This is a genomic window from Crenobacter sp. CS_VA4 (genome assembly GCF_055597485.1).
Genome location: NZ_JBVMAE010000002.1, coordinates 198690 through 211635, shown reverse-complemented (window position 1 = coordinate 211635; position 12946 = coordinate 198690). Strand labels below are relative to the sequence as shown.

Annotated in this window: 14 protein-coding genes; 6 read left to right on the top strand and 8 right to left on the bottom strand. The window is 64.7% G+C overall.

Translation table 11 applies throughout. From position 1 onward, the window contains the following. Positions 1-14: 14 nt before the first annotated feature. The 5 genes from bufA1 to ACZ2IA_RS02815 form a co-directional block, all read right to left on the bottom strand. A complete protein-coding gene (gene bufA1, locus ACZ2IA_RS02835; protein WP_470291051.1) occupies positions 15-326 on the bottom strand; it encodes a BufA1 family periplasmic bufferin-type metallophore in 312 nt (103 codons plus the stop codon). 119 nt (positions 327-445) lie between these two features. Beyond that, positions 446-1096 (bottom strand): NrsF family protein, encoded by a 651-nt coding sequence (locus tag ACZ2IA_RS02830; RefSeq protein WP_470291050.1) that lies wholly within the window; start codon positions 1094-1096, stop codon positions 446-448. A gap of 1 nt (position 1097) precedes the next feature. Next, entirely contained in the window at positions 1098-1661 is a 564-nt protein-coding gene (locus ACZ2IA_RS02825; protein WP_470291049.1) for a sigma-70 family RNA polymerase sigma factor, read from the bottom strand. Between the two features lie 216 nt (positions 1662-1877). Further along, on the bottom strand, positions 1878-2276 hold the full coding sequence (gene merR, locus ACZ2IA_RS02820) for a mercury resistance transcriptional regulator MerR (protein ID WP_470291048.1): 399 nt from the start codon (positions 2274-2276) through the stop codon (positions 1878-1880). A 253-nt stretch (positions 2277-2529) separates the two neighbouring features. After that, a complete protein-coding gene (locus tag ACZ2IA_RS02815; protein ID WP_470291047.1) occupies positions 2530-3411 on the bottom strand; it encodes a LysR family transcriptional regulator in 882 nt (293 codons plus the stop codon). Between the two features lie 101 nt (positions 3412-3512). Between ACZ2IA_RS02815 and ACZ2IA_RS02810 the strand changes: the two genes are divergently transcribed. The 6 genes from ACZ2IA_RS02810 (at position 3513) to ACZ2IA_RS02785 (ending at position 9784) form a co-directional block, all read left to right on the top strand. Then, positions 3513-4790, top strand: a complete 1278-nt coding sequence (locus tag ACZ2IA_RS02810) for an MFS transporter (RefSeq protein ID WP_470291046.1) — start codon at positions 3513-3515, stop codon at positions 4788-4790. Positions 4791-5059: 269 nt separating this feature from the next. After that, positions 5060-5485, top strand: coding sequence for a hypothetical protein (locus ACZ2IA_RS02805; protein ID WP_470291045.1), 426 nt, complete (start codon positions 5060-5062; stop codon positions 5483-5485). A gap of 40 nt (positions 5486-5525) precedes the next feature. Next, positions 5526-5975 (top strand): DUF411 domain-containing protein, encoded by a 450-nt coding sequence (locus ACZ2IA_RS02800; protein WP_470291044.1) that lies wholly within the window; start codon positions 5526-5528, stop codon positions 5973-5975. A 62-nt stretch (positions 5976-6037) separates the two neighbouring features. Then, positions 6038-6574 (top strand): C40 family peptidase, encoded by a 537-nt coding sequence (locus ACZ2IA_RS02795; protein WP_470291043.1) that lies wholly within the window; start codon positions 6038-6040, stop codon positions 6572-6574. A gap of 218 nt (positions 6575-6792) precedes the next feature. Then, complete coding sequence (locus ACZ2IA_RS02790) at positions 6793-9267, top strand: DUF3141 domain-containing protein (protein ID WP_470291042.1); 2475 nt, start codon at positions 6793-6795, stop codon at positions 9265-9267. A gap of 253 nt (positions 9268-9520) precedes the next feature. After that, on the top strand, positions 9521-9784 hold the full coding sequence (locus ACZ2IA_RS02785) for a hypothetical protein (protein ID WP_470291041.1): 264 nt from the start codon (positions 9521-9523) through the stop codon (positions 9782-9784). Positions 9785-9894: 110 nt separating this feature from the next. On the opposite strand, the gene ACZ2IA_RS02780 is transcribed toward ACZ2IA_RS02785, so the two are convergent. From ACZ2IA_RS02780 to ACZ2IA_RS02770, 3 genes are read right to left on the bottom strand one after another with little or no spacing between them, the layout of a single operon-like run. Beyond that, positions 9895-10905, bottom strand: coding sequence for a cytochrome d ubiquinol oxidase subunit II (locus ACZ2IA_RS02780; protein WP_470291040.1), 1011 nt, complete (start codon positions 10903-10905; stop codon positions 9895-9897). Next, the gene (locus ACZ2IA_RS02775) at positions 10902-12245 is read right to left on the bottom strand and encodes a cytochrome ubiquinol oxidase subunit I (RefSeq protein WP_470291039.1); all 1344 of its coding nucleotides are present in this window, start codon (positions 12243-12245) and stop codon (positions 10902-10904) included. The genes ACZ2IA_RS02780 and ACZ2IA_RS02775 overlap by 4 nt, the downstream gene beginning before the upstream one ends. Next, the gene (locus ACZ2IA_RS02770) at positions 12245-12814 is read right to left on the bottom strand and encodes a GbsR/MarR family transcriptional regulator (RefSeq protein WP_470291038.1); all 570 of its coding nucleotides are present in this window, start codon (positions 12812-12814) and stop codon (positions 12245-12247) included. Before ACZ2IA_RS02770 ends, ACZ2IA_RS02775 begins: the two co-directional genes overlap by 1 nt. Between the last annotated feature and the right edge of the window lie 132 nt (positions 12815-12946).

The following is a 12946-nucleotide window of genomic DNA, read 5'->3' as shown; positions in this document are numbered from 1 at the left end:
CGCGTTCCTCGTGCTCAGGCCGGCTTCTCGCTCCCGCCCTCGATCTTGCTGCACACCCCGGCCGGCACCAGCACGAACGATTTCGTGTCGCGCGCCTGGGTCGCATGGCCGGCGCAAGAGTGGGCGCCCTCGGCACAGTCGTTCTTCGAAACGGCGTTGATCCCGTAGCACTTTTCGAGATGTTGCTTCTTCATCTTCGCCATGTTTTCCTTCACGGCCGGCGGCGCATTCGACATGTCTTGAGCGCTGGCCGGCGCGCCCTGCAGCGCGAGTGCGAGCCCCATGGCGGCGGACAGCGCGCTGGCGGCGAGGAGTCGATTGTCCATTGCATACCTCCTTCGAAAGAACGGCCCCGGTACGGAACCGATAACAAATACTTCGCTGGACGGACGCAAAAGGTTACAAGATGGGCGCCGGCGGATCGCCCGCGACGATGCAGTCCGGATCAGCGATGACGGCGCACAGGTACCAGAACGTTTCGGGACAGCATGAGGAGCGCCGTGAACAGCAGGACGCTGCCGAATTGCCAGACGATGACCATCAACGCCGCGTCTTCGGTATGGAAGAGTCGTAGCCCGGCGTTGGCGAGCGCCGCCGCCGACAGGCTGCCCCACAACACGGCATATGGGGAGCGCAAACGGGCGCCGCGCCGGATCGCCCACACGATGGCCAGCGCCGGAACCGTGCCGGTCAGCGCGATGGCCGGTACGCACATGAAATCGGCGTGAAACGCCATCCCGCTCAATCCGAAGCGCAGCCATTCGTCCCAGCATTGACGCCCCAGCGTCGCCATCCAGAGCCCTAGCGGAACGACGGGCGCCCACAGCTTCCAGCGCGCCTCTCCCGGAACGCACGCCACAAATGCCGCCCAACCGGCAAGCAAGGCGGTGGCAAGCGAGGCCAACTGTTCAGCCAGAAACACCGGATCGGCTACTTTCAGGGCTAGATCGGGGCGTATCCGCATCGCGACGACCACGGCGGCCGTGGCCGGAATCGACACCGCAAGCCACCCGAGCAGGCGCACAACAGGTGGGCGCAGACGCCGGACCGGCTTGAGATCCGCGACGAGCATGTCGATGAGTTCGTTGGTATCCATATCACTTGGTCACTGCCAGAAGTGCGCGCAGGGCCTTCAGCGCCCGGTGCGTCGCCACTTTGAGCGCCGCGACGCTCATGCCCGTCGCAGCCGAAGCCTGCTTGAGCGACAACTCTTTTTGCTTGAGAAGTTCGATCGCCTGTCTCTGGCCGGGGGGCAGCGTCGCGATCGCCTTTCTGAGGTCTTCGCTGTCTATCGAAGACTCCTGTTCACTATTCGCCGGTGCGTCGCTCAAGGTTACATCGAGCGCATCGACGGCAATTTCCCTCTTGTTCGTGCGCGAACACCGCCTCACCCCGTCGGCGACCCGACGGTGCAACAGGGTCAGCAGCCACGGCAGGAATGGCCGGTTCGGGTCGTAGGTGTGCCGAATCGTGTGGATCGTCAGCAGCGTTTCTTGCACCACATCCTCGAGGTCGGCCGGACTTCCTGACGGCCACCCTTGTCGTGCAAGCCGACGCAATAGCGGCGTGATCTCGCGCAGCAAGCGCGCGTAGCTGTCCTGATCGCCATGCTGCGCCGCGGCCATCAGCGACGCCCAATGTGAATCGTCTTGATGTATCACATCGGCTCTCCTCAAGGGACGCCTCATGAAACGGGGATTCTTGTGCGCTAAAACCGCTAGCCACGTTTGCGCAGGCTCTCATTAGGAAGCGCGTGAAACGAGTTCTTCCCGGTTTGGCGGGCTAGCCAGTGGCTCATCTTGCGCTTCGCCCCTGTTACAAGAACCGGCAGCGATCGTTTTCAAAACTGTCCATTCAGGCTATCGCGCAACCGGATGTCAGTCGCGCTCTAGCACCTGAATGATCGGGCAAGTGCCAGCGCCGGTGCCGCTATCGCATTCGTAGACCAAGCTGCTTAAGGCTTCACGCATGGCGGCAAGGTCCGTCAGTTTCCGCTCAATTAGCGCCAGTTTTCGAGCCGCCAGATCCCGCGTCTCGACGCACGCGCCTGCCTCACTGAGCCGCAACAGCCCGGTGACTTCGTCGAGCGTGAACCCCAGCGCCTGCGCGCGCTTGATGAAGCGCAGCCGCTTCACCATCTCGGCCGGATAGCGGCGATAGCCGCCCATCGGCTTGTCCGGCTCGGCCAGCAAGCCCCGGCGCTGGTAGTAGCGGACCGTCTCGACGTTTACCCCGGCCAGCTGCGCCACTCGGCCTATCGTCAACTGCTCGGCCATGCACAATCCCCTTGATTCCGTACCCGTGTACAGAGTTTAGACTGTCATTGACTGGCGAGTTCGGGGGAAGGGACATGACTGCATGGAATGGCAAGAGGTCGTTGGTGGCGGGCCTGTTTGCCGTGCTGTGGCTCGCACCTCGTGCCTGATGGCCGAGTTCGAAAGGCTCACCAAGGGCACGGCCCAGCACATCCCGAGGGCAACGGAAAGCCTCTGTCTTGAAACCTCGCTGGTTGATGATGTCGACCAAGCGTCACTTGAACAGTTTTGTCAGCGCCGCGTGCGCATCGCTGACCAGGGGCGACTCGCCGCGCGTCGGCGGCAGCAGGCGGAACTCGGCTAGCGGCAGCGGCGGCAGGCCCAGCTCGGCGGGGCATTCGGCCAGGCCCGGCCCGACGGCCGAGGCGTTCAGGCAGGAAACGCCGAGACCGGCGGACAGCGCCAGCTGCAGGCCGGCGACGCCGGAGGCGGTGTGGGACACCAGATAGGGGACCTTGTGGCGCGCCAGCAGCGCGGCGATGTATTGCTGCAGTGCGCAACTGGCCGGCAGTACCACCAGCGGCAGGGGCTGGCGCTGCTGTACCTCGCCCAGCTCCGCCGCCACCCAGACTAGCGGCTCGCGCCGCACCACCGTGCCTTGCTGCTGGGGCTCGGCCCCAGCGATGTGCCGGCCGTCCATGTCGACCAGCCGCATCGCTAGGCCGATGTCGAAGTCGCGGGCATTGCGCTCGATTACGGCGCTTTGCAGGATGGTCACGTGCAGCCGCAGCCGCGGGTGCTCCTCGGCGAAGCGCTTCAGTACTCGGGCGATCTCGCTCGGGCGGTAGTAGTCGGTGATAGCGAGGCACAGCTCGCCGTCCAGCGCCTGGCCCTGCAGGTCTTCGTAGGCGGCGGCGCTCAGCGCCAGGATGCGCTGCGCGTAGCCCAGCAGCTTCTCCCCGGCCGGGGTCGGCGTGGTGCCTTTCTTGCCGCGCAGCAGCAGGGGCTGGCCGGCGCGCTCCTCCAGCTTCTTGAGCTGCTCGCTCACCGTGGACTGCGACAGGAACACGCGTTTGGCGGCGGCCGAGACGCTGCCGGCCTCGGCGATCGCGACAAAGGTACGCAGCTGGGTCAGGTCGAAGTCGCGCATCATCATGTTTCGGTTTTGTCGATAGTTTTCATCATATTTTCCCGTTTTTCCGATGTAAAGGCCGTGCGTAGCATGGGGGGACCACAACGATTCATATCGAGGAAACCATGTCCGCCACGAGTCTGTCCGCCGTCCCCGATGAGCGCCGCCATCGCTGGAAGGTGCTGGGGGTCGGTGTCGCCGCCAATGCCAGCTTTTCTGCTGCCTTCTGGGGCATCCCCGCCACGGCGGTGCTGATGCGCGCCGACTACCATCTGAGCAATGCCGAGCTCGGCATGGTGCTCGGGCTCTTGGGGCTGGGCGTCGCGCTCAGCGAACTGCCGTGGGGGCTGCTCACCGATCGCTGGGGCGACCGGCGGGTACTGTTGACTGGCCTGGGGGCGACGGCGGCGGCGTTGGCCCTGATGGCGCTGTACGCCGCGCCGTCACCGTCGTCGGTGCCTGCCCTGTGGGTGCTGGCGATAGGGATGGTGTGGGTCGGCCTCCTGGGCGGCAGCGTGAACGGTTCGAGCGGCCGTGCGGTGATGGCCTGGTTCAGCGAGGGAGAGCGTGGGCTGGCGATGAGCATCCGCCAGACCGCCGTGCCGGTCGGGGGCGGGATCGGCGCCGTGATCCTGCCGGCGCTCGCATCCCGCTTCGGCTTTGCGGCGGTGTACTCGGTGCTGGCGCTGCTGTGCGCGGTGACGACACTGTTCACCTGGCGCTGGCTGCACGAAGCGCCGGAGGGCGATGTGCCTGCCACTCGTCCGTCGCGCATCACGGGCAGTCAGCGCGGACCGTTGCGGGACGCCCAGGTGTGGCGTCTTGCGGTCGCCATCGGCGTGCTCTGCACGCCACAGGTGGCGGTGCTGACCTTCGCCACCGTATTTCTGCACGATTTCGGCCACGTCGGTGTCGCGACGATCAGTGCCACCCTCGCGGCGGTGCAGCTCGGTGCGGCGGTGATGCGCGTCTGGAGCGGCCGGTGGACTGATCGACGGGGCAACCGGCGCGTGTATCTGCGCGCCTGCAGCCTGCTGACCGCCGGCGTGTTCGCGGTGCTGACGGCGCTGGTGCTGCTCTCGGGCGGCGTGCCGCAATGGCATGGGGCCACGACGGCGGCGATCATCGCCGTGCTGGTGCTGGGCGGCATCTGCGCGTCGGCCTGGCATGGCGTGGCCTACACGGAGCTCGCCACGCTCGTCGGCACCCATCGTGCCGGCACCGCGCTAGGCATGGGCAACACCTGCACCTTCCTGTCGCTGTTCTTCACGCCGCTGGTCATCCCCTTGCTGCTGGCGCAGTGGGCTTGGCCCGCGGTATGGCTGGCCGTCGGCCTGTGCGCCTTGCTCGCGCGGCCGATCTTTCCGCGCCCGTTGACCGCGTCGTCGATCAAGCCGGTCTAGCGCCGTGCTGGCGGGCCAGGGTTGGCCGAATTCCTCCGGCCCCCTTTTTTTGGCCACAGAATCCACAGAAAACGAGCCGTTGGCGAAGTTTCTGCGCAGCAAAAAACACAGACGAACCCCAACCACTCACCATCAGAACAAGGTCGTCAGCCGGGTTTCTTTCTGTGTTCTTCTATGGATTCTGTGGCTAGAAGGAATCGCGTCGCCAATTGTTCGAGCCCGATAGGGCGTTGTCGGCGCTTGGCGGGCCTGCTTATAATCGGTCGGCTATGTACCGACTGCTCCGGGTTTTTACGCTGATCGCCGCCGTTGCGCTGCTACCGATGCACGCTCCGGCGATGGCGGCTGCCAATCCAGAACGCCTTCGGATGGTGATGCCGGTCAAGCCGGCTAGCTCCCAGGCCAAGTCGGCCGAATGCGCCGGCATGACGCATGCCGACAAGGCCAAGAGCGCTGCGGTGGACGTCGATTGCTGTTCGCCGCAACTGGTGGCGCTACCGGTCTCACTGCCCAGCTGGGTCGCCGTCGCTACCGTGCCGCACCTCATCACCTGCGACGCCCGCCTGACCGAACGTTGTCTCTCCCCGCCCGAACGTCCCCCCGAAGCTGATTCCCGCTGTTTTGCGCTGTCTTTCGGCAGGCTTGCCTTGCCTGCCGTCATTGCCATTGAGCCGACCGCGTTGTCGCGTGCCTGACAGGCAGCCATGCTGCCGGCCAAAACCAGGAATCAGTCCCATGAAATCCCGTCAATTTGCCATTGCCGCCCTGGCCGTTTTTTTGCCGCTGACCCTGCAGCCAGCCTTCGCCGCCGCCAAGCTGGTGACGATGTACAAGTACAAGGGCTGCGAGTGCTGCGATAAGTGGGCGAAGCATCTCGAAGCCCGCGGCTTCACGGTGAAGACCGAGTTCCGCGACGACCTGACGCCGATCAAGCGCCAGGCCGGGGTGCCGCAGGAGCTCGGTTCCTGCCACACCGCGCTGATCGACGGCTACGCCTTCGAGGGCCATGTGCCGGCCGACCTGGTCGCCAAGGTGCTGAAGGACAAACCGAAGATCGCGGGGCTCGCCGTGCCGGGCATGCCGCTGGGCTCGCCGGGCATGGAGGTGCCGTCCGGCCAGAAGCAGCCGTATCGGGTAATGGCATTCAGTCGAGATGCTGTGCCGACTATCTACGCCCAGCGTTGATTTCGGGTTGAGCTGATCGTGGCGGCGGGTTAACCTGCGCCACCCCACCACAGGACTACTGCGTGGAACGTTCCCTCGCTTCCTCCCTCGGTCTGGCGCTGTTGTTGCTGACCACCCTGATGTTCAGCGTGCCGAGTTTCGGCGCGCGCCAGGATGGTGACGCCGTCGACCCTCCGGCCGAATCGGACGGCCAAAGCGCCAAAAGCGTCGCCAATGCGCTGGCCGGCGACATCCTGATGCAGGCGATGGGCCTGGTCGGCATCGCCTACCGCTTCGGCGGCAATTCGCCGGCGACAGGTTTCGACTGCAGCGGCATGATCCGCTACGTGTTCCAACGCTCAATCGGCATGGACCTGCCGCGCACCGCCGCCGAGCAGGCGCGTGCCGGCAAGGCCGTCAGGCGTGACGAGCTGCAGACCGGAGACATCGTGTTCTTCAACACCCGCGGCTTCGCCAATTCGCACAGCGGCATCTATCTGGGCAAGGGCAAGTTCATCCATGCGCCGAGCAGCGGCAAGAGCATCAGCATCAGCGACATGAACGAGTCGTACTGGACGACGCACTTCAACGGCGCACGCCGGGTGCTGCGCCAACCTTAACGCGGTTTTCTCTACCGCAGAGCCTCACGATCCTGACCGGCTAACCGGACGATCTGCGCTGAAGTTGCGGATCGCCACGCTGCTGCCGGGCGTTGACCGGTCATCGTTGCAATGCAACATGATCGGTGTAGAGTGACGGTTCTGATCCGTCCAATCGGGAGAGCTGTATGTTGTCGCAAACCTCTGCTTTTTCCGTTCTGCCCCCGGGGGCCGGTGCCGTGGCCGATTATTGGATCGACGCCTGGCAGCGCTCGATCCTGTTCTGGGATGCGCTGCGCGAGCGCGGCAACGTGTTTCTCAAGCATGCCTACTCGGGCAAACCGCCGGTGCTGGTGTTCGACTTCGAAGTGATCGTGGATGGGCGCGAGCTGGAGCATCCGGCCAACTACGCGCTGGCGGCGATCAAGCCGCCGGCCGAATGCCCGCCCACCGACCCGCACAAACGCCCGTTCGTGGTGATCGACCCGCGCGCCGGCCATGGCCCCGGCATTGGCGGCTTCAAGATGGACAGCGAGATCGGCATCGCGCTGCGGGAGGGCCATCCGTGCTATTTCGTGATGTTCTACCCGCAGCCGATGCCGGACCAGACCATGAGGAGCGTGGCGCTGGCCGAGAAGGTGTTCCTCGAGAAGGTGAACGAGCTGCACCCGGGCTCTCCCGGCAAGCCGTTCGTGATCGGCAACTGCCAGGGCGGCTGGGCGCTGGCGATGCTAGCCTCGCTGCACCCGCACCTGGTCGGCCCCATCCTCTTGGCCGGCTCGCCGTTGGCCTACTGGTCCGGCGTCGTGGGCAAGAACCCGATGCGCTACTCCGGCGGCTTGCTCGGCGGTACCTGGTCGGCCTCGTTCGCCGGCGACATCGGCAATGGCCAATTCGACGGCGCGTACTTGGTCAACAACTTCGAGAAGCTCGACCCGGCCAATACCTACTGGAACAAGCTCTACCGCCTGTACGACAAGGTCGACACCGAGCGCGAGCGTTTTCTCGAGTTCGAACGCTGGTGGGGCGGCCACTACATCCTCAACAAGGCCGAGATGGAGTGGATTACGCAGAACCTGTTCGTCGGCAACCGGCTGACCGCCGGCGAGCTGTACACCGCAGACGGCACACGCCGCATCGACCTGCACAATATCCGCTCGCCGATCATCGTTTTCGCGTCCTGGGGCGACAACATCACCCCGCCGCCGCAGGCGCTCAACTGGATTCCCGACATCTACGACAGCGTGGAAGACATCCGCGTCAACGAGCAGACCATCGTCTACTGCCTGCACGAACAGGTCGGCCACCTGGGCATCTTCGTGTCGGCCGGCGTGGCCAACAAGGAACACAGTGAATTTGCCAGCGCGCTCGACCTGATCGACGTGCTGCCGCCCGGCCTCTACGAGGCGGTGATCCAGGACACCCATCCAGATACGCCGGGATTGGAGTACGCCGACGGGCGCTACGTCATCCGCTTCGAGCCGCGCGACGTGTCGGACGTTCGTGCGCTCGACGACGGCCGCCAGGACGAACGGGCGTTCGAGGTGGTGCGGCGCGTGTCCGAGATCAACCAGAGCATTTACGACAACTTCATTTCACCGTGGGTGCAGGCGTTCTCGAATGACTACACCGCCGGCCTGTGGCGCCACCTCAACCCGGCCCGGCTCGAGCGTTTCCTGGTTTCCGACCTGAACCCGGCGCTATGGGCGTTGCGGCCAATCGCCGAGGCGGTGCGGACGCATCGCCAACCGGTCGCGCCGGACAACCCGCTGCACCAGGCGCAGGAGCAGGCGTCCGACGCCATCGCCGGAGCGCTCGACGACTATCGCGACATTCGCGACGCTGCCCAGGAGCATCTGTTCAAGACGATCTACGAATCGCCTTGGCTGGCCGCCATGATCGGGCTGCAACCGTCGCACGAGCGCCTGGCCGTAGCGCGCCGGCACAGCTGGGCGCACGATGAAATGCTGCGGCTCAAACGGGCCGCGCTCGACAGCGGCTTCGAGAACGGCTCGCTGCGCGATGGCTACTTGCGTCTGATGATCTACGTGGCGATCGGCACCGGTGTCGTGGACGAGAGGCCGTTCAACGGCATCCGCCGGGTGATGCGCGACACGGGCCTAGACAAGACCGTCTCGCTGGAACAACTGAAGGAGACGATCAAGCAGCAGACCTATCTGGTGCGCGCGGATGAAGAACGGGCGCTGAAGGGGCTGCCGCTGCTGCTGACCGAGCCGCACCAGCGACATCAGGCGTTCACGCTGACGCGCGATCTGTTGGAGCTGTGCGGCCCGATCAGCGCCGGCAAGGTAGAGAGGCTGGCGCGTGTGGCGCAGGTGTTGGAGCTGGACACCCAGGTCGAATCGGCCGTTGCGAGACTACTCCCCCGGGCTGAGCCGGTAGCGGTCAAGCCGACCACCGTCGCCAGCGAAACCAGCGCGGCGGTCGCCGAGCAGACCTTGGCAAGCAAGCCAGTCGCCAAGCGAACCACGAGCAAGAGCGCGGCGCAGCCGGCGGTTGCCAAATCCGCGGCCAAGCCGGTTTCCACGCCTAAGGCGTCCACCAAGGCCAAGCCCGAAGCGGCGCCAGCCAAAAGCAAGCCGGCCACGAAGCGTCAGGCTCCCGCAAAGCCGGCGGTAGCCAAAGACGCCGCGCCTGCGGTTGCCGGCGAGACCGACCCCGCACCGACCAAGCCGACCCCCGAGTCAAGTTGACCCGCAAGCCATCGACCATCGACCGCAAACGGCGCCTGAGGCGCCGTTTTTCTTTGCGAGGGGTATTCCGTTTCCTTGATAACGCGCGGCGCTAGAGCCGCCATGCTTTTAAGGCCAAAAGCCAGTACCAACGGGCTTTTGAGCCATCGGAGAACTGGCTCCGGCAGGTTTAAACCGTTCGTCATCCCGTCCTGCAGAGGGCGCATCGCTGCCTATAGTTGGAACTCGCTGAACTACTGAAAGTGGGGTGGCGATGGATGCACTGAAGTTGTTTGAGTTGATGTTGCGTGAAGAGGGCGCCGTACCGGCCCCGTTGTCGAATCTGCATGTCGTGGCGCTGCTGGCGGAAAATCTGGCAGCGATTTCGCCAAAACTGACACAGTCTGAGTTGTCTCGCATGATTGCGGTGGGGGCGCTGATGTGCCGCCACAGCGAGCCGGGGCTAGCCCTTGAGCTGACGAACAGTATGTCCGAATTGTCGGTGCAGCGATCCTATAGTCCACCGTCCTTGCACTGACAGACCCTTCCCCGTCGTGACGGGTTATTGCCGCCTTATGGGTGGCCAGGCAGTGAAAACGCCCCGCAGATGCGGGGCGTTTGTCATGCGGCGTTCGGCCAACGTGGATGTTACTGATAGGTGAGCTCGTGCGCCTTGCCCCAGAACACCCGGTAGGCGAACACGGTGTAGCCGAGGATGGTCGGCAGCACCACCGCCGCACCGGCCAGGATCACCTTCAGCGCCTCGGGGCTGCTGGCGGCCTGCCAGATGTCGAGCTGGTCGATCACCAGCTGCGGGAACACGCTGTACGCCAGGCCCCAGAACGCCAGCACCACGATGCCGACGGTGCAGCCGAACGGCAGCCAGCACAGGCTGTCGTTGCCGGCGGCCTGGCGACGCGCCAGCCGCGGCAGCGACAGCGCCAAGATCACGAACAGCGCGAGCGAGATCAGCGGCAGCGGCAGCAGCAACAGGAAGTCCGGCAGCACGAACCACTTGTCGGCGATGCGCTGGCTGACCAGCGGGGTGATCATCGACACCGCCAGCACCGCCAGCGCCGCGCCGGCCACGCTGTGGCGCGCCCAGTCGATGGCGCGGGCTTGCAGCTTGCCTTCGGCCTTCATGATCAGCCAGCCGGCGCCGAGCAGCGCATAGGCGGCGGTCAAGCCCACGCCGGTCAACAGCGAGAAGCTCCACGCTTCCAGCCCCGGCGCAAAGCCGGTCAGGTAGCGGCCGAGCATCACGCCCTGCGACAGCGAGGCGAGCAGCGAGCCGGCGGCGAAGGCGGCGTTCCACCACGGCTTGTGGTCGGCGTGCGCCTTGACGCGGAAGTCGAACGCCACGCCGCGCAGGATCAGCCCCAACAGCATCAAGGCCACCGGCAGGTAGAGCGCGCCGAGGATCACCCCGTGCGCCATCGGGAAGGCGGTCAGCAACAGGCCCACACCAAGCACCAGCCAGGTCTCGTTGGCGTCCCAGAACGGGCCGATCGAGGCGATCATCATGTCCTTGTCGTCTTCGTCGGCGAAGGGCAGCAGCACGCCCACGCCCAGGTCGTAGCCGTCGAGGATTACGTAGATCAGCATGGCGAGAGCCATCAGGCCGGCGAAGATCACCGGCAGCCAGTAAGCAGCAGTCATGCCGTCACCTCCTTCAGGTTGGCCGAAGGCTGGGCGGCGGGTTTGCCGGCCTTGCGGGCAAGGTAGAACAGCACGGATACGTAGGAGAGCAGCAGTACCACGTAGAGCGCCAGGTACATGATCAGGGTGGCCAGGATCATCGGTGCCGGCACTTTGGATGCGGCCTGCGCGGTGGTCAGCACGCCGTACACCAGCCACGGCTGGCGGCCCATCTCGGTGACGTACCAGCCGGCCACGGTGGCGAACCAGCCGGAGAAGGTCATGGCGATCAACAGCCGCTGCATCCAGATCGCCAGCTCACCGCGTTTCTTCAGCTGCCAGGCGCAGAGCCAGGAAGCCAGCAGCATCAGCATGCCCACGCCGACCATCACGCGGAAACTCCAGAACACCTTGGCGACCGGCGGGTGGCCGTCCTTGAATTCGTTCAGGCCTTTCAGCTCGCCGTCGAGCGAGTGGGTCAGCACCAGGCTGGCCAGCTTCGGCACGGTGATCGCGTAGTCGTTGCTGCGGGTTTCTTCGTTCGGCAGCGCGAACAGCGTCAGCGGCGCGCCTTGCTCGGTGTGCCACACGCCCTCTACCGCGGCGATCTTTTCCGGCTGGTGATGCAGGGTATTGAGGCCATGCTGGTCGCCGACGACAATCTGCAGTGGGATCAGCATGGCGGCGAGGAATACGCCGCTCTTCAGCGCCTTGGCCACCGCCGGTACGCGGTCGCCGCGCAGCCAGCGGTAGGCCGACACGCCGGCAATCAGGAACGACACGGTCAGGCCCGAGGCGAGCAGCATGTGGGTCAGCCGGTACGGCATCGACGGGTTGAAAATCACCTCCAGCCAGTTGGTGACGTGTGCCTGGCCGTTGATCATTTCGAAGCCGGCCGGGGTCTGCATCCACGAGTTGAGCGCGATGATCCAGAACGCCGACACGGTGGTGCCGCCGGCCACCAGCACGGTGGCGAGCGTGTGCACCCGGTTGCTGACGCGCTGTTGGCCGAACAGCATGATGCCGAGGAAGGTGGCCTCCAGAAAGAAGGCGGTCAGCACTTCGTAGGCGAGCAGGGGGCCGGCGATATTGCCGACGGTCTGCATATAGCCCGGCCAGTTGGTGCCGAACTGGAAGCTCATGGTGATGCCGGACACCACGCCCAGCGCGAAGGTCAGCGCGAACACCTTCACCCAGAATCCGTAGGCGTCCATCCAGGCTGCATCGCGGGTCTTGTTGTAGCGCAGCTTGAAGAACAGCAGCATCCAGCCCATCGCGATGCTGATGGTCGGGAACAGGATGTGAAAGGTGATATTGGCGCCGAACTGAATGCGCGCCAGTACCAGGGGATCGAGTTCCATCAGGCCTCCTCGCCGCCGTTGCGGCTTGTCTTCTTGGTGAGCGACTGGGTGAACTGCAGCACCTTGGTCACCTTCGAGCCGAGTTTCATCAGCCGCTGCAGCGTTTCCACGTCCAGGTTTTGGATATCGGAGAACCAGCTGGTCACCAGTTCGATCAGCAGGTACATCTCTTTCATGCGCGCCTGCGCGTGCAGTTCGGCGTCGCTGGCCGGCCGCTCCATCATCGCGCCGCGCAGCATGGTCAGCGTCGGCTCGACCTCGCGCTTCTTGCGCTCTTCGGCCAACGTTCGGAAGATTTCCCAGACGTCGTCCGGCGTCGAGAAGTACTCGCGACGATCGCCCGGGAAATGCTGCAGCTTCACCAGCCGCCAGGATTCGAGTTCTTTCAGCCCCATGCTGACGTTGGAGCGCGAGAAGCCCAGGCTTTCGGCGATTTCGTCGGCGTTGATCGGCTTTTCGGACACATAGAGCAGGGCGTAGATCTGCCCGACCGTGCGGTTGATGCCCCAGCGGCTGCCCATTTCACCGAAATGCAGCACGAAGGATTGGACGAGCGGAGGTGTGTTCATGATTTTCGCAATTTTCAGTAATTTCTGAAAGTTTGATAAATATCATAAGTTGTCGGTTTTGCGGGGTCAATGGGATGGGTGAAAAAGACTGGCGGGAGGGGGGAAGCGAGGCGTGTCGGGGCCTGATGCCGT